We start from the raw sequence: 22,635 nt of genomic DNA on the forward strand, positions 1-22,635 counted from the left end.
ATTTTGAAATGGCAGAGATTACTGCAGCGTTGGTCAAAGAACTGCGCGAGCGTACCGGCGAAGGCATGATGGATTGCAAGAAAGCCTTGACCAAGGCTGGCGGCGACATCGAAAAAGCCATTGATGACATGCGTGCTTCCGGCGCGATCAAGGCTGCCAAGAAAGCAGGCAACGTTGCTGCTGAAGGTGCTATCGCTATCAAGGAAGACGGTAAATCCGCCGTTCTCCTGGAAGTGAACTCGCAGACCGACTTCCTGGCCCTGCAAGACGACTTCAAGAACTTCGTCGCTGCCAGCGTTGAAAAAGCATTCGCTGACAAGCTGACTGATGTTGCTCCGCTGATCGAAGCTCAAGAAGCTGCGCGTCTGGTCCTGGTGGGTAAAGTTGGCGAAAACGTCAACATCCGTCGTCTGACTCGCATCGAAGGTGATGTTGTAGGTGCTTACCTGCACGGCAACAAGATCGGTGTTGTGGTTGCCCTCAAAGGCGGCAACGTTGAACTGGCCAAAGACATCGCTATGCACGTAGCGGCCAGCAACCCTGAATTCCTGCTGCCATCGGAAGTTTCCGCTGAAGCGATCGAGCGCGAAAAAGCCGTGTTCCTGAGCCTCAACGAAGAAAAAATCAAAGGCAAGCCTGAAAACATCGTTGAAAACATGGTTAAAGGCCGTATCAGCAAGTTCCTGGCTGAAGCCAGCCTGGTTGAGCAGGCGTTCGTCAAGAACCCTGAAATCAAGGTCGGTGAACTGGCCAAGAAAGCTGGTGCTGAAATCGTTTCCTTCACCTACTTCAAAGTGGGCGAAGGCATCGAGAAGCCAGTAGACAACTTCGCTGAAGAAGTTGCTGCCCAGCTGGCTGCTGCCAAGCAGTAAGACGGTTTTTTAACTGTCGCCCTGAAGAGGCTGCCCGCTCACGCGCGCAGCCTCTTTTCAAATGGGGTGATCAATTTATTTGGTTTCCCTTCGGAACTGGCTTACAAAGCCGTGTTCCGATGGCGCTGTGATAGCGTCAAGCTAGAGTGAACGCAGGCTGCAAACAGCTTGCAAAGAATTTTTAAAATACGCCGCAGGAGAGATTCGCAATGGCTCAGCAGGGCAGTGGTTATCAGGCTCGCTATAAACGCATTCTACTCAAGCTTAGCGGCGAGGCCCTGATGGGCTCGGAAGAGTTCGGGATCGACCCCAAGGTGCTCGATCGCATGGCGCTGGAAGTCGGCCAACTGGTCGGTATCGGCGTTCAGGTCGGTCTGGTGATTGGCGGTGGTAACCTGTTCCGTGGTGCAGCGCTGAGCGCCGCCGGGATGGATCGGGTTACCGGTGATCACATGGGCATGCTGGCCACTGTGATGAACGCCCTGGCCATGCGCGATGCGCTGGAACGTGCGAATATCCCGGCGATCGTGATGTCGGCTATTTCCATGGTTGGCGTGACCGATCACTATGATCGCCGCAAAGCCATGCGTCACCTGAACGCCAAGGAAGTCGTGATCTTCGCGGCCGGTACCGGCAACCCGTTCTTCACCACGGATTCGGCAGCCTGTCTGCGAGCGATCGAGATCGATGCTGATGTCGTGCTGAAAGCGACCAAGGTTGATGGTGTCTACACTGCTGACCCATTCAAAGACCCGCATGCCGAGAAGTTCGATCATCTGACTTATGATGAAGTGCTGGATCGCAAGCTGGGTGTAATGGATCTGACAGCCATCTGTCTGTGCCGCGACCACAAGATGCCGTTGCGCGTATTTAACATGAACAAGCCCGGCGCCCTGCTGAATATCGTACATGGCGGCGCTGAAGGGACTCTGATCGAGGAAGGCCAGCAATGATCAACGAAATCAAGAAAGACGCTCAAGAGCGCATGACCAAATCCCTGGAATCGCTGGCGCACGCGTTCAGCCGAATCCGTACCGGCCAGGCTCACCCGAGCATCCTGGGTGGCGTGATGGTGCCTTACTACGGCGCTGATACCCCGCTGAACCAGGTGGCGAACGTGACCGTCAAGGATTCGCGCACCCTGCAAGTCGTGGCTTTCGAGCGCAACATGCTGCAAGCGGTCGATAAGGCGATCCAGAGCTCCGGTCTGGGCTTCAACCCGACGAACCTGGGTGAGTTGCTGCTGATCTCCATGCCTGCCTTGACTGAAGAAACCCGCAAGGGCTTCACCAAGCAGGCGCGTGAAGCAGCGGAAGACGGCCGTGTAGCGGTGCGCAACATTCGTCGCGATGCCCTGAGCCAGTTGAAAGACCTGGTCAAGGAAAAAGAGATCAGCGAAGACGAAGAGCGCCGCGCGGCAGACGATATCCAGAAGCTGACTGACAAGTTCGTGGCGGAGATCGAAACGGCCGTGAAGCAAAAAGAAGCGGACCTGATGGCCGTATAAGGGTCTCGTTTTCATGGAAAAGACCAAGCAGGATGTTCCGTCTTCGGTGCCGCGCCATGTCGCGATCATCATGGATGGTAATAATCGCTGGGCAAAAAAACGCTTTATGCCGGGTGTTGCCGGGCATAAAGCGGGTGTCGACGCTGTTCGTGCGGTGATCGAGGTGTGTGCCGAGGCCAAAGTCGAAGTGCTGACGTTGTTTGCCTTCTCCAGCGAGAACTGGCAGCGCCCGGCTGACGAAGTCAGTGCCTTGATGGAGCTGTTCTTCAAGGCGTTGCGTCGTGAGGCCAAGCGCCTCAACGACAACAACATCAGCCTGCGCATCATTGGTGATCGCTCGCGCTTCCATCCGGAGCTGCAGGCGGCCATGCGTGAGGCTGAAGCACTGACGGCCGGCAGTAATCGCTTTATCCTGCAAATCGCGGCCAATTATGGCGGTCAGTGGGATATTGCCCAGGCTGCCCAGCGCCTGGCGCGTGAGGTTCAGGCCGGGCATCTGCGACCTGAAGACATTACGCCCGAGTTGTTGCAAACCTGTCTGGTGACGGGCGACCTGCCTTTGCCGGACTTGTGCATCCGTACCGGCGGGGAACACCGCATCAGTAACTTCCTGTTGTGGCAGTTGGCGTACGCCGAACTGTATTTCTCCGACCTGTTCTGGCCGGACTTCAAACACGATGCCATGCGTGCTGCGCTGGCCGATTACGCTTCCCGCCAGCGCCGCTTCGGTAAAACGAGCGAGCAGGTCGAAGCTGGAGCCCGGGTTTAATGCTTAAACAACGAGTCATTACAGCGCTGATCCTGCTGCCGATCGCCTTGTGCGGGTTTTTCCTGCTTGAAGGGTCCGGTTTTGCGCTGTTCATCGGGCTGGTGGTGACGCTTGGGGCGTGGGAGTGGGCACGTTTGGCGGGCTTCGATGCTCAGTCAATGCGCGTCACCTACGCTGCTGTCGTTGCTTTGATGCTGTTTGTCATGCATGTCCTGCCCGGTCTTGCGCCTTGGGTGTTGGGGGCGTCGGTGCTCTGGTGGGGGGTTGCGAGCTATCTGGTACTGACGTATCCACGCTCCAGCGAGCTCTGGGCCAGTGCGGCCTGCAAGCTGGTGATCGGCCTGCTGATTCTGTTGCCGGCCTGGCAGGGCCTGGTAGAGATAAAGAAGTATCCGCTGGGTAACTGGCTGATCATGGCGGTGATGGTGCTGGTCTGGGGGGCTGATATCGGTGCGTACTTTTCCGGTCGGGCCTTCGGCAAACGTAAGTTGGCGCCACAGGTCAGCCCAGGCAAGAGCTGGGAAGGCGTTTACGGCGGCTTGCTGGTGAGTCTGGTGATTACCGCAATCGTCGGTTTTGTGCGGGACTGGAGTTTCGTTCAGATGCTGATGGGCCTGTTCGGTGCCGCAGTCATCGTGTTCATTTCAGTGGTGGGCGACCTGACCGAAAGCATGTTCAAGCGTCAGTCAGGGATCAAGGACAGCAGCAATCTGTTGCCAGGTCATGGCGGTGTGCTGGATCGAATCGACAGTCTGACGGCGGCCATTCCAGTATTTGCTGTCCTCTTGTGGATGGCTGCGCCATGAATCGCCCACAACAGATCACAGTGCTGGGAGCCACGGGTTCGATTGGCCTGAGCACCCTTGATGTCATTGCTCGCCATCCTGAACGCTACCAGGTCTTTGCCTTGAGTGGGTTCAGTCGCCTGAGCGAGTTGCTCGCGTTGTGCGTTCGCCATACGCCGCGCTTCGCGGTTGTTCCTGAGGCTGCCACTGCCCGTGGTCTTCAGGACGATTTGCGCGCTGCTGGTCTGCAAACCCGCGTCCTGGTGGGGGAGGCGGGGTTGTGCCAGGTCGCAGCCGATCCTCAAGTCGATGCGGTGATGGCGGCCATTGTCGGGGCTGCGGGGCTGCGTCCGACCCTGGCGGCGGTAGAAGCCGGCAAAAAAATCCTCCTGGCTAATAAAGAAGCGCTGGTGATGTCCGGTGCCTTGTTTATGCAGGCTGTGCGCAAGAGCGGCTCGATCCTGTTGCCGATCGATAGCGAGCACAACGCAATTTTTCAGTGCATGCCTAACGACTTTGCTCGTGGACTAGCAGCTGTCGGGGTTCGGCGGATTCTGCTGACCGCCTCCGGTGGCCCGTTCCGGCAAACGCCGTTGTCCGAGCTTGAGCATGTTTCGCCCGAGCAGGCTTGCGCGCATCCCAATTGGTCGATGGGCCGCAAGATCTCGGTGGATTCGGCCAGCATGATGAACAAGGGGCTCGAACTGATCGAGGCTTGCTGGTTGTTCGATGCCAGGCCTGCTCAGGTCGAAGTGGTGATTCACCCGCAGAGCGTGATTCATTCGCTGGTCGACTACGTCGATGGCTCGGTGTTGGCGCAATTGGGTAACCCTGACATGCGTACGCCGATCGCCAACGCCCTGGCCTGGCCGGAGCGAATCGACTCCGGCGTTGCACCTCTTGACCTGTTTTCAATTGCGCGTCTGGACTTTCAGGCGCCCGATGAGCAGCGTTTCCCGTGCTTGCGACTTGCGCGCCAGGCGGCGGAGGCGGGCAACAGTGCCCCCGCTATGTTGAATGCTGCAAATGAAGTGGCTGTGGCAGCCTTTCTTGAACGGCGCATCCGCTACCCGGAGATCGCGAGTATCATTGAGGAGGTTTTGAACCTCGAGCCAGTGGTTGCCGTCGACGAACTCGACGCGGTGTTCTCGGCGGACGCCAAGGCCCGTACCCTGACCGAGCAATGGTTAAGTCGCCACGGGCGATAGATATTGCGCGGTTTGAGCGTAGCGGTACTGGACAGGAATGCGGAGAAAGTAGATGAACGCGCTCTATATGATTGTCGGCACCCTGGTTACCCTGGGCGTGCTGGTCACCTTCCATGAATTCGGCCACTTTTGGGTGGCGCGCCGCTGCGGCGTCAAGGTGCTGCGTTTCTCCGTGGGCTTCGGTATGCCCCTGCTGCGCTGGCATGATCGTCGCGGCACGGAGTTCGTGATCGCTGCCATCCCGTTGGGCGGCTATGTGAAGATGCTCGATGAGCGCGAAGGCGAAGTGCCGGCTGACGAGCTCGATCAATCCTTCAATCGCAAGACCGTTCGCCAGCGTATCGCTATTGTCGCGGCCGGTCCGGTTGCCAACTTTCTGCTGGCCCTGGTGTTTTTCTGGGTATTGGCGATGCTCGGCAGCGAGCAGGTGCGTCCGGTCATCGGCGCGGTTGAAATCGGTAGCATTGCCGCCAGGGCCGGTTTGAGCCCGGGTCAGGAAATCGTTGCGATCGATGGTGAGCCGACTTCTGGTTGGGCGAACGTCAATCTGCAACTGGTGCGCCGTTTGGGTGAAAGCGGCTCCTTGCAGGTGCTGACGCGCGAGGAGGGCTCGACTACCGATTCACCTCACGAGCTGATTCTGGATCGTTGGCTTAAAGGTGCCAATGAGCCCGATCCGATTGGCTCGCTGGGGATTCGTCCCTGGCGTCCAGCCTTGCCGCCGGTGTTGGCTGAGCTCGATCCAAAAGGGCCTGCGCAGGCTGCCGGCCTGAAAACCGGTGACCGTCTGCTGGCGCTGGATGGTCAGGCCTTGAGCGATTGGCAGCAAGTCGTCGACTCGGTCCGTGTGCGGCCTGATACCAAAATTGTGCTGCATGTCGAACGTGATGGTGCTCAAATCGACGTCCCGGTGACCTTGGGTACCCGCGGCAAGGACAAAATCGCGAGTGGTTATCTGGGCGCAGGGGTAAAAGCTGTCGATTGGCCGCCAACGATGATTCGCGAGGTCAGCTTCGGTCCGTTGGAGGCGATTGGCGAGGGTGCTCGACGCACCTGGACCATGAGTGTGTTGACCCTTGATTCATTAAAGAAAATGTTGTTCGGCGAGCTCTCGGTAAAAAACTTGAGTGGACCGATAACCATTGCTAAAGTGGCGGGCGCTTCTGCCCAGTCGGGTGTCGCTGATTTCCTGAATTTCCTGGCTTATCTGAGTATTAGCCTGGGAGTTCTCAATTTGTTGCCCATTCCTGTACTGGATGGGGGGCATTTGTTGTTTTATCTGATCGAGTGGGCGCGTGGTCGTCCCTTGTCAGATCGGGTGCAGGGTTGGGGGATACAGATCGGTATCAGTTTGGTGGTCGGGGTGATGTTGCTTGCTCTGGTCAACGATCTGGGTCGTCTGTAACACTTCGCTGAATTGCGAATCTGCCGCATTTTGCGGCAGTTTGTTTATTGCCAGTTGGAATAAGAAAGGACTTCATGAAACGTCTGCTGCTAACTGCGGTTCTCACCGTATTGATGATCGCCGAAGTTCACGCCGAGTCCTTCACTATCTCCGATATTCGCGTCAATGGCCTCCAGCGGGTCTCCGCGGGTAGCGTCTTTGGTGCCTTACCGTTGAACGTCGGTGAGCAGGCGGACGATCGTCGCCTGGTGGAATCCACTCGTGCGCTGTTCAAAACCGGTTTCTTTCAAGATATCCAGCTGGGCCGCGATGGCAATGTTCTGGTCATCACGGTAGTCGAGCGTCCATCTGTCGCCAGTATCGAGATCGACGGGAACAAGGCAATTTCCACTGAAGATCTGATGAAGGGTCTCAAACAATCCGGCCTGGCCGAAGGCGAGATCTTCCAGCGTGCGACCCTTGAGGGCGTGCGTAACGAGCTGCAACGTCAATATGTTGCCCAGGGCCGCTACTCGGCGACCGTCGACACCGAAGTGGTGCCGCAGCCGCGCAACCGCGTTGCCTTGAAGGTCAATATCAACGAAGGCACTGTCGCCGCTATCCAGCACATCAACGTGGTGGGTAACTCGGTCTTCCCTGATGAAGATCTCATCGACCTGTTCGAGCTGAAAACTTCCAACTGGTTGTCGTTCTTCAAGAACGATGACAAGTACGCTCGTGAAAAACTGTCCGGTGACCTGGAGCGTCTGCGTTCCTACTACCTGGACCGTGGCTATATCAACATGGATATCGCTTCGACCCAGGTTTCGATCACCCCGGACAAAAAACACGTCTACATCACGGTCAACGTCAATGAAGGCGAGAAGTACAGCGTTCGTGACGTCAAGCTGAGCGGTGACTTGAAAGTGCCTGAAGACCAGGTCAAGGCATTGCTGCTGGTTCAGAAGGGTCAGGTGTTCTCGCGCAAGCTGATGACCACCACTTCCGAATTGATCACCCGTCGTCTGGGTAACGAAGGCTATACCTTCGCCAACGTCAACGGCGTGCCGCAGCCCAATGATGAAGACCACACCGTCGATATCACTTTCGTGGTCGATCCCGGCAAGCGTGCTTATGTAAACCGTATCAACTTCCGTGGCAACACCAAGACCGAAGACGAAGTGCTGCGTCGTGAAATGCGTCAGATGGAAGGTGGCTGGGCTTCGACCTACCTGATCGATCAGTCCAAGACTCGTCTGGAGCGTCTGGGCTTCTTCAAGGAAGTCAACGTCGAGACACCGGCCGTGCCGGGTGTCGATGACCAGGTTGACGTGAACTACAGCGTTGAAGAGCAGGCTTCCGGTTCGATCACCGCCAGCGTCGGTTTCGCTCAGAGCGCCGGTTTGATCCTCGGTGGTTCGATCACCCAGAACAACTTCCTGGGTACCGGTAACAAGGTCAGCATCGGCTTGACCCGTAGCGAATACCAGAGCCGCTATAACTTCAGTTATGTCGACCCCTACTGGACGGCGGACGGTGTCAGCCTGGGTTACAACGCGTTCTATCGCACCACCGACTACGACGAGCTCGATGTCGACGTAGCCAGCTATGCGGTGGACAGCTATGGTGCGGGCGTCAGCGTCGGTTACCCGATCAGCGAGACCTCGCGTCTGACCTTCGGCCTGAATGCGCAACAAGACACGATCAAGACCGGTCGTTATACCGTTGACGAGATTTTCGACTTCGTTGAAAAGGAAGGCGATAAATACCTGAACTTCAAGGCTTCGGCCGGTTGGTCCGAATCGACCCTGAACAAGGGTGTGCTGGCAACTCGTGGCCATTCCCAAAGCCTGGTGCTGGAAACCACGACGCCTGGCAGCGACCTGTCGTTCTTCAAGCTCGATTATCGCGGCCAGTTGTTCCAGCCTTTGACTGATAACTACACCATGCGCCTGCACACAGAGCTGGGTTATGGCGATGGTTACGGTTCCACCGATGGTCTGCCGTTCTACGAGAACTACTACGCCGGTGGTTTCAACTCGGTGCGTGGCTTCAAGGACAGTACGCTAGGCCCGCGTAGTACGCCGAGTCAGGGTACGAACCCGGGTACCAGCCTAAACCCGGATCAGGACCCACTGCCGTTCGGTGGTAACGTGTTGATTCAAGGTGGTGTAGAACTCCTGTTCCCTCTGCCATTCGTCAAGGATCAACGCTCGTTGCGGACCTCGGTGTTCTGGGACGTGGGTAACGTGTTCAACAGCAATTGCAGCTCGAGCAAGGTATCCGCTACCGGCGAAAAAGTTACATGCAACGATATCGGCCTTGACGGTCTGGCCAGCTCCGTCGGTCTCGGCGTGACCTGGATCACCGCTTTGGGCCCGTTGAGCTTCAGCCTGGCAATGCCGATCAAAGAGCCGGATGACGCTGAGACCCAGGTATTCCAATTCTCCCTCGGCCAGACTTTCTAATAGTCTGACCCAAGATAACGACAATGGATTTTGTAGGAGTGCATCGTGCGTAAGTTGACTCAATTGGTTCTCCTGGCAACTGTCCTGGTAGCGACCCCGGCATTTGCCGAAATGAAAATTGCAGTACTGAACTACCAAATGGCTCTGCTGGAGTCCGACGCGGCGAAGAAATACGCCGTGGATGCCGAGAAGAAGTTCGGCCCGCAACTGACCAAGCTGAAAAGCCTGGAAAGCAGTGCCAAAGGCATCCAGGACCGTCTGGTCAGTGGTGGCGACAAGATGGCCCAAGGCGAGCGTGAGCGTCTTGAGCTCGAGTTCAAGCAAAAGGCCCGTGACTTCCAGTTCCAGTCCAAGGAGCTGAACGAAGCCAAAGCCGTTGCCGACCGTGAAATGCTGAAACAGCTCAAGCCGAAACTGGATAGCGCTGTGGAAGAAGTCATCAAGAAAGGTGCTTTTGACCTGGTCTTCGAGCGTGGCGCAGTGATTGATGTCAAACCTCAGTACGACATCACTCGCCAGGTTATCGAGCGCATGAATCAGCTGAAGTAAGCCATGAGCGCGACTATAAAGCTCGGCCAGTTGGCCGAGTTCCTCGGCGCCACCCTGCGTGGTGCCCCGGAGAAAGTAATTACCGGGCTGGCCACCTTGCAGGAGGCTGGCCCAACTCAGTTGAGCTTTCTGGCAAATCCCCAATACCGTAAATATCTGGCAGCCAGCCAGGCCGCAGCCGTATTGCTGAAGGCTGCTGACGCCGACGGTTTTACCGGTGATGCGCTGATCATCGCTGACCCGTATCTTGCGTACGCGCGAATCTCCCATCTGTTCGATCCCAAGCCAAAAGCCAGCGTCGGTATTCATCCGACTGCGGTTGTGGCTGAGGATGCGGTGGTCGATCCGGCTGCGAGCATCGGTGCATTTGCCGTGATCGAAAGCGCTGCGCGCATTGCCGCTGGTGTCACGGTCGGTGCTCACTGCTTTGTCGGTGCTCGCTCTGAAGTCGGTGAAGACGGCTGGCTGGCTCCCCGAGTGACGCTGTACCACGACGTGCGGATCGGCAAGCGTGTGGTGATTCAGTCTGGCGCTGTCATTGGCGGTGAAGGCTTTGGCTTCGCCAATGAAAAGGGTGTCTGGCAGAAGATTGCCCAGATCGGTGGCGTGTTGGTCGGTGACGATGTGGAAATCGGCGTGAACACGGCTATAGACCGCGGTGCGTTGGCCGATACAGTGATCGGCAACGGCGTGAAGCTGGACAACCAGATTCAGATCGCCCACAACGTGCAGGTCGGTGATCACACCGCCATGGCCGCCTGCGTGGGGATCTCCGGCAGCACCAAAATCGGCAAGCATTGCATGCTCGCCGGCGGTGTCGGTCTGGTTGGGCACATCGATATTTGCGACAACGTTTTCCTGACCGGGATGACCATGGTGACCCACTCCATTACAGAGCCGGGCTCCTATTCATCCGGTACGGCTATGCAGCCTGCTGCCGAGTGGCGCAAAAGCGCGGCACGCATTCGTCAGCTCGATGACATCGCGCGACGCCTGCGGCAATTGGAAAAGCGTGTAGGGGACGTGACCCCTGGCGGTAATGCTTCATCAGATGGCTGATACCATTTCCATATCAAGTGTGCTCAGCCATTAGACTGCCTCCTTGATTTGCTAGAGGAGTGCGCGTCAGTCGCGCGCTCCCAATCTTTACTACAGGCTTCCCCCCCAAATGATGGACATCAACGAGATTCGCGAATACCTGCCTCACCGTTACCCGTTCCTGTTGGTGGATCGTGTAGCGGAGCTGAACGTTGAGGGCAAGTACATTCGTGCCTACAAGAATGTCAGCATCAACGAACCTTTCTTCAATGGTCACTTCCCGGCTCATCCGATCATGCCGGGCGTACTGATCATCGAAGCGATGGCTCAGGCTGCCGGTATCCTTGGTTTCAAAATGCTCGATGTGAAGCCTGCCGACGGTACGCTTTATTACTTCGTCGGTTCCGACAAGCTGCGCTTTCGCCAGCCCGTCACCCCTGGCGATCAGTTGATCCTCGAAGCCCGTTTCATCAGCTGCAAGCGTCAGATCTGGAAATTCGCATGCCAGGCTTCGGTCGATGGCAAGCCGGTCTGCTCCGCTGAAATCATCTGCGCGGAACGCAAACTATGAGTTTGATTGACCCTCGCGCAATCATCGATCCGACGGCCATTCTGGCCGACGACGTCGAGGTCGGCCCTTGGTCGATCGTCGGCGCTGGTGTGGAAATCGGCGAGGGTACAGTGATCGGGCCGCATGTGATTCTCAAAGGCCCGACCCGAATCGGTAGGCATAACCGCATCTACCAGTTTTCTTCGGTGGGTGAGGACACGCCCGATCTCAAATACAAAGGCGAAGAAACACGTCTGGTGATCGGCGATCACAACGTTATCCGTGAAGGCGTAACCATTCACCGCGGGACCATTCAGGATCGTGCCGAAACGACCCTGGGCGATCACAATCTGATCATGGCCTATGCACACATTGGCCACGACAGCGTCATCGGCAACCATTGCATTCTGGTCAACAACACCGCGTTGGCCGGCCATGTACACGTTGAAGACTGGGCGATCCTCTCCGGTTTTACTCTGGTTCATCAGTACTGCCATATAGGCGCCCACAGCTTTTCCGGCATGGGGACCGCCATCGGCAAGGATGTTCCGGCCTACGTCACGGTGTTCGGCAACCCTGCCGAGGCGCGCAGCATGAACTTCGAAGGCATGCGTCGTCGTGGTTTCAGCGAAGACGCGATCCACGCTCTGCGTCGCGCCTACAAGGTGGTTTATCGTCAGGGACTGACTGTCGATCAGGCACTCGCCGAACTGGCCGAGCCCTCTGCGCAGTTTCCGGAAGTCGCGGTATTTCGTGATTCGATCCAGTCGTCGACTCGCGGCATTACTCGTTAATCATGGCCACTTTGCGTATTGCACTGGTGGCAGGCGAGGCCTCCGGCGACATTCTGGGCGCTGGCTTGATGCGGGCCCTCAGGGCACAACATCCATCGGTTGAGTTTATCGGTGTCGGCGGTCCGCTGATGCAGGCCGAAGGCTTGACCTCATATTTTCCGATGGAACGTCTCTCGGTCATGGGCCTGGTGGAAGTGCTGGGTCGGCTGCGCGAGTTGCTCAAACGCCGCAAGAAGCTGGTCGCGGACCTGATCGCCGAGAAACCGGACGTGTTCATCGGGATCGATGCGCCGGACTTCACGCTGAATATCGAACTCAAGTTGCGGCAAGCCGGGATCAAGACGGTGCATTACGTCAGTCCGTCGGTCTGGGCCTGGCGTCAGAAGCGCGTACTGAAGATTCGTGAAGGCTGCGATCTGATGCTGACGCTGTTTCCGTTTGAGGCGAAGTTCTACGAAGAGAAGGGCGTGCCGGTGCGTTTTGTCGGTCACACGCTGGCCGATGCGATCCCCCTTGAGGCTGATCGCGCCGCTGCTCGCGCGCAGCTGGGACTGCCCGATGGACCGCTGGTCGCCTTGATGCCGGGTAGTCGTGGCGGTGAAGTCGGTCGCCTGGGTGGTCTGTTTCTCGATGCCGCCGAACGCCTGCGGGCCTTGCGTCCGGGTGTGCGTTTTGTCATGCCATGCGCCAATCCCGAGCGCCGGGTACAGCTTGAAGAATTGCTGGCTGGCCGCGACTTGCCGCTGACCCTGCTTGACGGTCGTTCCCACCAGGCACTTGCCGCCTGCGATGCCGTGTTGATTGCCTCCGGCACTGCGACCCTGGAGGCCTTGCTGTACAAGCGGCCGATGGTGGTCGCTTATCGCCTGGCGCCGCTGACGTTCTGGATTCTCAAGCGCATGGTGAAAAGCCCCTACATCTCCTTGCCCAACCTGCTGGCGCAGCGTTTGCTGGTGCCCGAGTTGTTGCAGGACGATGCGACTGCCGAAGCGCTGGCGCAGACGTTGTCGCCATTGATCGAAGGCGGCGTAGAGCAGACCAGAGGCTTCGACGAGATTCATCGGACCTTGCGTCGCGATGCCTCGAATCAGGCCGCCACGGCCGTACTGAACCTGATCGGCACACTACAATGAGTAACATAAAGATGCAGATGGGGTTGGATTTCACCTTGGTCGCCGACGTTGAAGATCTGGTTGCCGGCGTTGATGAAGTCGGTCGCGGCCCGTTGTGCGGTGCCGTGGTGACGGCAGCGGTGATTCTCGATCCGAACCGCCCGATTCTCGGCCTCAACGACTCGAAAAAACTCACCGAAGCCCGCCGCGAAAAGCTCTACGACGAAATCTGCGAAAAAGCCCTGAGCTGGTGTATCGCTCGCGCCGAAGTCGAGGAAATCGACGAGCTGAACATTCTGCATGCCACGATGCTGGCCATGCAGCGCGCGGTGGAAGGGTTGAGCATCACGCCGAAACTGGCAATGATCGATGGCAATCGTTGCCCGAAACTCTCGATGCGTGCCGAAGCGGTTATCCAGGGCGATGGCAAGGTTCCGGCGATCGCCGCTGCCTCAATCCTGGCCAAGGTCAGCCGTGACCGTGAAATGGCTGCTTTCGAATTGATTTACCCCGGTTATGGCATTGGCGGGCACAAAGGCTACCCGACGCCTGTGCACCTGGAGGCTCTGGCCCGCTTGGGGCCGACGCCGATTCACCGGCGTTCGTTCGCGCCCGTGCGGCTGGCCTATGAGGCGCGGGAAGGTTTGACCGAGATTTAGTCAACAGGCTGATGTTTTGCTCAGGGCCCGGTACAATCCGGGCCTTGTCGTTTTCGAGTTATACACAGGATCACTATGCCGGCTTCATTCGTTCACCTGCGCCTGCACACTGAATATTCCCTGGTCGACGGTCTGGTGCGGATCAAGCCGCTGGTCAAGACCCTGGTTGGCATGAACATGCCTGCCGTGGCGGTTACTGACCAGAACAACATGTGTTCCCTGGTCAAGTTCTACAAGGCCGCCATGGGCGCCGGGATCAAGCCGATCTGTGGCGCGGACCTGTGGCTGTCGAACAAGGATCCCGAGAACTCGCTGAGCCGAATCAGTCTGCTGGCAATGAACGGTGTCGGCTATCGCAACCTCACCGAACTGATCTCCCGTGGCTTCATCGACGGCCAGCGCAATGGCTCGATCATCATCGAGCGCGAGTGGGTTGCTGAAGCCAGCGAAGGCTTGATCATGCTGTCGGCGGCGAAGGAGGGCGAAATCGGTATCGCCCTGCTTGGCGGTAATCCGCAGGAAGCCGAGACCTTGGCTCGTGAGTGGATGGCGGTGTTCCCGGATCGTTTCTATCTGGAAGTACAGCGCACCAACCGCCCGAATGACGAAGAACAACTGCACGGTGCGGTGGCGCTGGCCGAGAAGATCGGCGCGCCATTGGTGGCAACCAACGACGTGCGCTTCATCAAGCGGGAAGACTTCGAAGCCCACGAAACCCGCGTCTGCATCGGCGAAGGCCGGGCCCTCGACGATCCGCGCCGTTCGAAGAACTACAGCGATCAGCAATACCTCAAAAGTGCCGAGGAAATGGCCGAGCTGTTCAGCGACTTGCCTGAAGCGCTGGAAAACTCGGTCGAGATCGCCAAGCGCTGCAACATCGAAGTGAAGCTCGGCAAGCACTTCCTGCCCAACTTCCCGATTCCCGATGGCATGACCATCGACGAATATTTCCGCAAAGTGTCGTTCGACGGTCTCGAGGATCGCCTGAGCGTCCTGCTGCCCAAGGACACTACCGAAGACTACGAAGCCAAGCGCCAGGTCTACGTCGACCGGTTGAATTTCGAGCTGGATATCATCATCCAGATGGGCTTTCCCGGTTACTTCCTGATCGTTATGGACTTTATCCAGTGGGCCAAGAGTAACGGCGTACCGGTCGGTCCGGGCCGTGGCTCGGGTGCCGGGTCGCTGGTGGCCTATGTGCAAAAGATCACCGATCTCGACCCGCTGGAATATGACCTGCTGTTCGAACGTTTCCTTAACCCGGAACGGGTTTCCATGCCCGACTTCGACGTCGACTTCTGCATGGACGGTCGTGATCGGGTGATCGAATATGTGGCCGAGAAATACGGTCGCAATGCGGTAAGCCAGATCATCACCTTCGGCTCCATGGCGGCGAAAGCGGTAATCCGCGACGTGGCGCGGGTGCAGGGCAAGTCCTACGGCCTGGCGGATCGACTGTCGAAGATGATTCCCTTCGAAGTCGGCATGACCCTGGAAAAAGCCTACGAGCAGGAAGAAATCCTCCGGGACTTCATCAAGATCGATGAAGAGGCCGCGGAAATCTGGGAGATGGCGCGCAAGCTCGAAGGTGTCGTGCGTAACGTTGGTAAGCACGCGGGTGGCGTGGTTATCGCACCGACCAAACTCACCGATTTCTCGCCGATCTATTGCGACGAAGCCGGTGATGGCCTTGTAACCCAGTTCGACAAGGATGACGTTGAGGCTGCGGGTCTGGTGAAGTTCGACTTCCTCGGTCTGCGGACCCTGACGGTCATCGACTGGGCGCTGAAAACGATCAACCGCGAGCGCGCCAAGGTCGATGAGCCGCCGCTGGATATCGCGTTCATCCCGCTGGATGACAAGCCGACTTACCAGTTGCTGCAAAAAGCCGAAACCACCGCGGTGTTCCAGCTTGAGTCGCGCGGCATGAAAGAGCTGATCAAAAAGCTCAAGCCCGACTGCCTGGAAGACTTGATCGCATTGGTGGCCCTGTTCCGCCCGGGCCCGTTGCAATCGGGCATGGTGGACGACTTCATCAACCGTAAGCACGGTCGCGCCGAACTCGCGTACCCGCACTCGGACTACCAGTACGAAGGCCTCAAGCCGGTTCTGGCACCGACTTACGGCATCATCCTGTATCAGGAACAGGTGATGCAGATTGCCCAGGTCATGGCCGGTTACACCCTCGGCGGCGCGGACATGCTGCGTCGAGCCATGGGTAAGAAAAAACCCGAAGAAATGGCCAAGCAGCGCGGCGGTTTCATTGACGGTTGCAAGACCAACAATATCGACGCTGACCTGGCCGGTAACATTTTCGACCTGGTAGAGAAATTCGCCGGTTACGGCTTCAACAAATCCCACTCCGCCGCTTATGGCCTGGTGTCATACCAGACCGCTTGGCTGAAAACGCACTACCCGGCGCCATTCATGGCTGCGGTACTGTCGGCGGATATGCACAACACCGACAAGGTTGTGACCTTGATCGAAGAAATTCGCACCATGAAGCTGCGTCTCGACGCGCCGGATGTGAATACTTCGGAGTTCAAGTTCACGGTGAACGACGAAGGCCGCATCATTTACGGGCTGGGCGCGATCAAGGGTGTGGGCGAAGGTCCGGTGGAAGCGATCACCGAGGCGCGTCAGGACGGTCCGTTCAAGGACCTGTTCGATTTCTGCGCCCGTGTCGATCTCAAACGCATCAACAAACGCACCCTGGACGGTTTGATCCGCAGCGGTGCGCTGGATCGTCTTGGCCCTTACTTCCATGACGAGCCGAAAGCCTATCAGGCCAATATCGACCGCAACCGGGCGGTCTTGTTGACCGCGATGGAAGGGGCGATCAAGGCAGCCGAACAAACTGCACGCACCCACGACAGTGGTCACGCGGACCTGTTTGGCGGGCTGTTTGTCGAGGAAGACGCCGATGTCTACGCCAATCAACGAAATGCGAAGGAACTGACTCTCAAGGAACGCCTGAAAGGGGAGAAAGATACCCTGGGCCTGTACCTGACCGGTCACCCGATCGACGAATACGAAGGCGAGATCCGCCGCTTCGCCCGTCAGCGCATCATCGACCTGAAACCGGCCCGTGATACCCAGACGGTGGCGGGCATGATCATCGCCCTGCGAGTCATGAAGAACAAAAAGGGCGACAAGATGGGCTTCATCACCCTCGACGACCGCTCCGGGCGGATCGAAGCCTCGCTGTTCGCCGAAGCATTCCATTCGGCGCAGTCGCTGTTGCAGACCGACGCGATGGTGGTGGTCGAAGGTGAAGTCAGTAACGACGATTTCTCCGGTGGTTTGCGCCTGCGGGTCAAGCGGGTGATGAGCATGGAAGATGCGCGCACCAATCTGGCCGAAAGCCTGCGCTTGAAGCTGCAGACCAAGGACCTCAAGGGCGATCAGCTACGCTGGCTGGGTGAGTTGTTCAAGCGTCACCGCGGTGCGTGCCCGATCACCATGGAATACACGAGTCCCGATGCGAAGGCCTTGCTGCAGTTTGGCGAGACCTGGCGAATCGACCCGGCAGACAGCTTGATTCAAGCCCTGCGTGACCAGTTCGGGCGAGACAACGTCTTCCTCCAATACCGTTGACGGTCAGCGCTAGCAACATGCCCTGGTCTCGACCTGAATTTTTAATCTCGACCTGAACGCGCCTCTCCCTTATGGTAGGGCGCGAATAGACAACCGGCCGGCCCAAGCTCTCTTGGATGTCGACCCAAGCGGACGCCTATGAACCCGAACTTTCTTGATTTCGAACAGCCGATCGCCGACCTGCAAGCCAAGATCGAAGAATTGCGCTTGGTCGGTAATGACAATTCGCTGAATATCGGCGATGAGATCTCTCGTCTGCAAGACAAGAGCAGCACGCTCACCGAAGACATCTTCGGCAAGTTGACCAGCTGGCAGATCGCTCGCCTGGCGCGTCACCCGCGTCGCCCGTACACCCTCGACTACATCGAGCACATCTTCACCGAGTTCGATGAGCTGCATGGCGATCGGCACTTTTCCGACGATGCCGCGATTGTCGGTGGTGTGGCCCGCCTGGAAGACCAGCCGGTGATGATCATCGGTCATCAGAAAGGCCGTGAAGTGCGCGAGAAAGTTCGCCGCAACTTCGGCATGCCGCGTCCGGAAGGCTATCGCAAGGCCTGCCGTCTGATGGAAATGGCCGAGCGCTTCAAGATGCCGATCCTGACCTTCATCGACACCCCGGGTGCCTACCCTGGTATCGACGCTGAAGAGCGCAACCAGAGCGAAGCGATTGCCTGGAACCTGCGTGTCATGGCGCGCCTGAAAACCCCAATCATCGCCACCGTGATCGGTGAGGGTGGTTCCGGTGGTGCACTGGCCATTGGTGTCTGCGATCAGCTGAACATGCTGCAGTATTCGACTTATGCAGTTATCTCTCCGGAAGGTTGCGCCTCGATTCTGTGGAAGACTTCCGAGAAAGCGCCGGATGCCGCTGAAGCCATGGGCATCACCGCTGAGCGACTGAAAGGTCTGGGTATCGTCGACAAGGTCATCGGTGAGCCACTGGGTGGCGCGCACCGTGATCCGGCAGCCGCTGCTGCATCGATCCGTGCCGAGCTCAGCTCGCAACTGGTGATGCTGAAGAAATTCGACAACGACGCACTGCTGGCCCGTCGTTACGAGCGCCTGATGAGCTACGGTCTTTGATCTGCTGATCAGCCCTCGTTTCGGCATACGACACAAAACCAATGTGGGAGCGAGCTTGCTCGCGATAGCGGTATAACAGTCAACAAATTTTTTGAATGTTAAGCAGCCTTCGCGAGCAAGCTCGCTCCCACATTGGGTCTATGTGAAGCGACCGACGTCCATGAATCCTTCAAAGAATGATCTGCCATCCAGGCTGCTTCAGAGCCTGGCGCCTTGGCGCAACGCCTCGACCTGGCGCATCGCCTTCTCCGGTGGCCTCGACTCCACCGTTCTGCTGCATCTGCTCGCGCAACTCGCTAAAACCGAACCCCTGCCGACACTCTCTGCCATCCATGTCCATCACGGCCTTCAGGCTGTGGCCGATGCGTGGCCGGATCATTGTCAGTCGGTCTGTGCTGCCCTGGGCGTGCCGCTGCAGGTGGTTCGCGTCGAAGTCCGGCCCGGCGCCAGTCTTGAACGTGCCGCCCGGGATGCGCGTTATGGCGCCTTCATCGCGGCGACCGGGCCCAATGAGTTACTGCTGACCGCCCAGCACCGAGATGATCAAGCGGAAACGTTGCTTTTCCGTTTGTTGCGCGGGGCAGGGGTGAGAGGGTTGTCGGCGATACCTGAGCAGCGTGCGCTAGGGCGCGGGCATTTGCTGCGGCCGCTGCTCGATGTGTCACGAGCCGAGTTGCAAGCCTATGCCGCCGAGCAGCAGTTGAGCTGGGTCGAAGATCCCTCGAATGACGATCGGCGGTTTTCCCGTAATTACTTGCGCCATCAGGTATTCCCGGTGCTGACCGAGCGTTGGCCGCAGGCGTTGGCGACCATCGCCCGTAGCGCCGCACATTTGAGTGAGGCCCAGGGCCTGCTCGACGAACTGGCTGATATGGATCTCGCCAATGCCTGTACTCCTTGCGAGTTCGATTGGCTGGGATTGCCTTCGCTGGCCTTGGCGCCTCTGGAAAAACTGTCGATGGCGCGCCAGCGCAATGCCTTGAGTCACTGGCTGGCTGCGCGGACTCCTTTGCCCGATAGTGACCATTGGTCGGGTTGGCAAGCCCTGCGGGACGCATCGGTCGATGCACGACCCGTCTGGCGTCTGGCCAACGGCGAACTGCATCGGGCCGGCGGGCGAGTCTGGTGGCTGTCCGGCAGTTGGTTGCGAGCCACAGAGCCGGCTCCGGTCTGGACGGATCCGGCCTCGGCGTTGCTGTTGCCGGATAACGGCTGCCTGAGTCTTAGTGGTCAAATTCCTGAAGGGCCATTGCACGTTCGCTACCGTCAGGGCGGCGAATTCATGCACCTGCCGGGGCGTGGTCATCGGGATCTGAAGCGTCTGCTTAACGAAAACGCTGTGCCGCTGTTTGCCCGTGGCAGATTGCCGCTGGTGTACCGTGACGAGCAATTACTGGCGGTTGCGAACCTCCCCGGACTGGACGCAAGTGCCCATGAATGCTGGAAATTGCATTGGCAGCCTGCGACCCGCGATCAAGGTTTGAGCTGAAAGGGGCTTTCCGGTAGACTACGCTCCCTTCTTGATACAACTTCTGTGGATTCGACTGAATTGCAGGAGTTGCCGATTACCAAGCAGTCTTTGCTGGGCGATTCCAAAAAATGTGTAGCGAGCAACGTACCGGTATTGTCACTTCCGGTCTGTCCCAACGCGGCGGTTTTTTTGAAAGATGCACTGTGACTAATGCAGGTGATCGGGGGCTTCGGCCTTCCTTCGCTTTCCCCGGCGGCTCGGACCGCTTTAACGCAGACTTCTAGGGTTTTTCATGACGCGCTACATATTCGTCACGGGCGGTGTTGTTTCTTCATTGGGGAAAGGCATCGCATCGGCTTCATTGGCGGCCATCCTGGAGGCGCGGGGACTTAAGGTCACCATGCTCAAGCTGGACCCCTACATCAACGTTGATCCGGGCACCATGAGTCCGTTCCAGCACGGTGAAGTGTTCGTCACTCACGACGGCGCCGAAACCGACCTGGACCTGGGCCACTACGAGCGGTTCATCCGCACGACCATGACCCAGAACAACAACTTCACCACTGGCCGTGTCTACGAACACGTCCTGCGCAAGGAGCGCCGTGGTGATTATCTGGGCGCAACGATCCAGGTGATTCCGCACATCACCGACGAGATCAAGCGCCGGATCATCAAGGGCGCCGGCGATGCCGACGTGGCCATGGTCGAGATCGGTGGCACCGTGGGTGACATCGAGTCCCAACCGTTCCTTGAAGCCATCCGTCAGTTGCGCTTCGAAGTCGGCGCCAAGCGCGCGATGCTGATGCACCTGACCCTGGTACCGTACATCGCCACTGCTGGCGAAACGAAAACCAAGCCTACCCAGCACTCGGTCAAGGAACTGCGTTCCATCGGCCTGCAGCCGGACGTGCTGGTGTGCCGTTCCGACCACCCGATCGACATCGCCTCGCGGCGCAAGATCGCCCAGTTCACCAACGTTGAAGAACGTGCGGTGATCGCCCTGGAAGACGCCGATACCATCTACAAGATTCCGGGCATCCTGCATTCCCAGGGCCTGGATGATTTCGTCGTCGAGCGTTTCGGCCTGGAATGCAACGGTGCCGATCTGTCCGAGTGGGAAGCCGTGGTCGACGCCAAGCTCAACCCCGAGCATGAAGTCACCATCGCCATGGTCGGCAAATACATGGAGCTGCTGGACGCCTACAAATCGCTGATCGAAGCGATGAGTCACGCCGGCATCACCAACCGCACCAAGGTCAACCTGCGCTATATCGATTCCGAAGACATCGAGAACCAGGGCACTGCGCTGCTGGAAGGCGTCGATGCGATCCTGGTGCCGGGCGGCTTCGGTCTGCGTGGCGTGGAAGGCAAGATCACCACCGTGCAATACGCTCGCGAAAACAAGGTGCCGTACCTGGGTATCTGCCTGGGCATGCAAGTGGCGGTCATCGAGTTTGCCCGTAACGTGTTGGGCTGGAAAGACGCCAACTCCACCGAGTTCGATCGCACCAGCGCTCATCCTGTGGTTGGTTTGATCACCGAGTGGGAAGACGCCACCGGTGCAGTCGAAACCCGTACCGAAGCTTCCGATCTGGGCGGCACCATGCGCCTTGGCGCTCAGGATTGTCTGCTGGAAGCGGGCTCCCTGGTTCACGATTGCTACGCCAAAGACGTCATCGTCGAGCGTCATCGTCATCGTTATGAAGTGAACAACAATCTGCTGCCGGGCCTGATCGAAGCCGGTCTGAAAATCTCCGGTCGCTCCGGGGATGGCGCACTGGTCGAAGTGGTTGAAGCTCCGGATCATCCATGGTTCGTCGCTTGCCAGTTCCACCCTGAGTTCACCTCGACACCGCGCGATGGTCACCCGTTGTTCAGCGGTTTCGTTAAAGCAGCTTTGACTCAACACCAGAAAAAGGCTTGAGGAAAAACATGGCACAGAAAATCATCCGCGTAGGCAACATCGAGATCGCCAACGATAAGCCGATGGTGCTGTTCGGTGGCATGAATGTGCTGGAAAGCCGCGACATGGCGATGCAGGTCTGCGAAGAATACGTAAAGGTCACCGAGAAACTCGGTATCCCTTACGTGTTCAAGGCCAGTTTCGACAAGGCCAACCGTTCTTCTGTGACCTCCTACCGTGGCCCTGGCCTGGAAGAAGGCATGCGGATTTTCCAGGACATCAAGCAAGCGTTCGGCGTGCCGGTCATCACCGACGTCCACGAGCCTGAGCAGGCCGCGGTCGTCGCTGAAGTCTGTGACATCATCCAGCTGCCGGCCTTCCTGTCGCGCCAGACCGACCTCGTGGTCGCGATGGCCAGGACCGGTGCGGTGATCAACATCAAGAAAGCCCAGTTCCTCGCCCCTCAGGAAATGAAACACATCCTGAGCAAGTGCGTGGAAGCGGGTAACGATCAGTTGATCCTCTGCGAGCGTGGTTCGAGCTTCGGCTACAACAACCTGGTCGTCGACATGCTCGGCTTCGGCATCATGAAGCAGTTCGAATACCCGGTATTTTTCGACGTGACCCACGCGCTGCAAATGCCGGGTGGTCGCTCCGACTCCGCCGGCGGTCGTCGGGCCCAGGTCACTGACCTGGCCAAGGCAGGCATGAGCCAGTCGCTGGCTGGTTTGTTCCTCGAAGCGCATCCGGACCCGGACAACGCCAAATGCGACGGCCCTTGTGCCTTGCGTCTGGACAAGCTGGAGCCATTCCTGGCTCAGCTCAAGGCTCTGGATGAACTGGTGAAGAGTTTTCCGACGGTAGAAACCGCGTAAGGCTGATT

The 22,635-nt window shown here is 58.1% G+C and carries 19 protein-coding genes; all 19 read left to right on the top strand.

All coding sequences use genetic code 11. The features are described from left to right. Nucleotides 1-8: 8 nt before the first annotated feature. Nucleotides 9-872 (top strand): translation elongation factor Ts, encoded by an 864-nt coding sequence (gene tsf / locus AC3I0A_RS05455; protein WP_489376590.1) that lies wholly within the window; start codon nucleotides 9-11, stop codon nucleotides 870-872. 209 nt (nucleotides 873-1,081) lie between these two features. Then, nucleotides 1,082-1,825, top strand: a complete 744-nt coding sequence (gene pyrH, locus AC3I0A_RS05460; RefSeq protein WP_489376591.1) for a UMP kinase — start codon at nucleotides 1,082-1,084, stop codon at nucleotides 1,823-1,825. Then, nucleotides 1,822-2,379 carry a ribosome recycling factor gene (gene frr / locus AC3I0A_RS05465; RefSeq protein WP_489376592.1) on the top strand — a complete coding sequence of 186 codons (558 nt, stop codon included), beginning with the start codon at nucleotides 1,822-1,824 and terminating at the stop codon, nucleotides 2,377-2,379. The genes pyrH and frr overlap by 4 nt, the downstream gene beginning before the upstream one ends. Before the next feature lie 13 nt (nucleotides 2,380-2,392). Beyond that, nucleotides 2,393-3,148, top strand: coding sequence for a polyprenyl diphosphate synthase (uppS, locus tag AC3I0A_RS05470; protein WP_489376593.1), 756 nt, complete (start codon nucleotides 2,393-2,395; stop codon nucleotides 3,146-3,148). Further along, a complete protein-coding gene (locus tag AC3I0A_RS05475) occupies nucleotides 3,148-3,954 on the top strand; it encodes a phosphatidate cytidylyltransferase (protein WP_489376594.1) in 807 nt (268 codons plus the stop codon). The genes uppS and AC3I0A_RS05475 overlap by 1 nt, the downstream gene beginning before the upstream one ends. After that, a complete protein-coding gene (ispC, locus tag AC3I0A_RS05480; protein ID WP_489376595.1) occupies nucleotides 3,951-5,141 on the top strand; it encodes a 1-deoxy-D-xylulose-5-phosphate reductoisomerase in 1,191 nt (396 codons plus the stop codon). Before AC3I0A_RS05475 ends, ispC begins: the two co-directional genes overlap by 4 nt. A 52-nt stretch (nucleotides 5,142-5,193) precedes the next feature. Further along, a complete protein-coding gene (gene rseP / locus AC3I0A_RS05485) occupies nucleotides 5,194-6,546 on the top strand; it encodes an RIP metalloprotease RseP (protein ID WP_489376596.1) in 1,353 nt (450 codons plus the stop codon). 74 nt (nucleotides 6,547-6,620) lie between these two features. Beyond that, a complete protein-coding gene (bamA, locus tag AC3I0A_RS05490) occupies nucleotides 6,621-8,993 on the top strand; it encodes an outer membrane protein assembly factor BamA (RefSeq protein ID WP_489376597.1) in 2,373 nt (790 codons plus the stop codon). Between the two features lie 45 nt (nucleotides 8,994-9,038). Further along, nucleotides 9,039-9,542 carry an OmpH/Skp family outer membrane protein gene (locus AC3I0A_RS05495; protein ID WP_489376598.1) on the top strand — a complete coding sequence of 168 codons (504 nt, stop codon included), beginning with the start codon at nucleotides 9,039-9,041 and terminating at the stop codon, nucleotides 9,540-9,542. A 3-nt stretch (nucleotides 9,543-9,545) separates the two neighbouring features. Beyond that, a complete protein-coding gene (gene lpxD / locus AC3I0A_RS05500) occupies nucleotides 9,546-10,601 on the top strand; it encodes a UDP-3-O-(3-hydroxymyristoyl)glucosamine N-acyltransferase (RefSeq protein ID WP_489376599.1) in 1,056 nt (351 codons plus the stop codon). 109 nt (nucleotides 10,602-10,710) lie between these two features. Further along, the gene (fabZ, locus tag AC3I0A_RS05505; protein WP_489376600.1) at nucleotides 10,711-11,151 is read left to right on the top strand and encodes a 3-hydroxyacyl-ACP dehydratase FabZ; all 441 of its coding nucleotides are present in this window, start codon (nucleotides 10,711-10,713) and stop codon (nucleotides 11,149-11,151) included. Continuing rightward, complete coding sequence (lpxA, locus tag AC3I0A_RS05510) at nucleotides 11,148-11,924, top strand: acyl-ACP--UDP-N-acetylglucosamine O-acyltransferase (protein ID WP_489376601.1); 777 nt, start codon at nucleotides 11,148-11,150, stop codon at nucleotides 11,922-11,924. Before fabZ ends, lpxA begins: the two co-directional genes overlap by 4 nt. Nucleotides 11,925-11,926: 2 nt before the next feature. Then, nucleotides 11,927-13,057: a lipid-A-disaccharide synthase gene (lpxB, locus tag AC3I0A_RS05515; protein WP_489376602.1), complete on the top strand. Its 1,131-nt coding sequence runs from the start codon at nucleotides 11,927-11,929 to the stop codon at nucleotides 13,055-13,057. Between the two features lie 11 nt (nucleotides 13,058-13,068). Next, nucleotides 13,069-13,695 carry a ribonuclease HII gene (rnhB, locus tag AC3I0A_RS05520; RefSeq protein WP_489378425.1) on the top strand — a complete coding sequence of 209 codons (627 nt, stop codon included), beginning with the start codon at nucleotides 13,069-13,071 and terminating at the stop codon, nucleotides 13,693-13,695. A 75-nt stretch (nucleotides 13,696-13,770) separates the two neighbouring features. Next, the gene (gene dnaE, locus AC3I0A_RS05525; protein ID WP_489376603.1) at nucleotides 13,771-17,292 is read left to right on the top strand and encodes a DNA polymerase III subunit alpha; all 3,522 of its coding nucleotides are present in this window, start codon (nucleotides 13,771-13,773) and stop codon (nucleotides 17,290-17,292) included. 138 nt (nucleotides 17,293-17,430) lie between these two features. Next, a complete protein-coding gene (locus tag AC3I0A_RS05530; protein WP_489376604.1) occupies nucleotides 17,431-18,378 on the top strand; it encodes an acetyl-CoA carboxylase carboxyltransferase subunit alpha in 948 nt (315 codons plus the stop codon). A 160-nt stretch (nucleotides 18,379-18,538) separates the two neighbouring features. Further along, nucleotides 18,539-19,867, top strand: a complete 1,329-nt coding sequence (tilS, locus tag AC3I0A_RS05535; RefSeq protein WP_489376605.1) for a tRNA lysidine(34) synthetase TilS — start codon at nucleotides 18,539-18,541, stop codon at nucleotides 19,865-19,867. Nucleotides 19,868-20,141: 274 nt separating this feature from the next. Continuing rightward, a complete protein-coding gene (gene pyrG, locus AC3I0A_RS05540; RefSeq protein ID WP_489376606.1) occupies nucleotides 20,142-21,773 on the top strand; it encodes a CTP synthase in 1,632 nt (543 codons plus the stop codon). Between the two features lie 8 nt (nucleotides 21,774-21,781). Then, nucleotides 21,782-22,627, top strand: coding sequence for a 3-deoxy-8-phosphooctulonate synthase (kdsA, locus tag AC3I0A_RS05545; RefSeq protein ID WP_489376607.1), 846 nt, complete (start codon nucleotides 21,782-21,784; stop codon nucleotides 22,625-22,627). Nucleotides 22,628-22,635 lie beyond the last annotated feature (8 nt).

This window comes from Pseudomonas sp. KH_024_B2 (genome assembly GCF_057839965.1).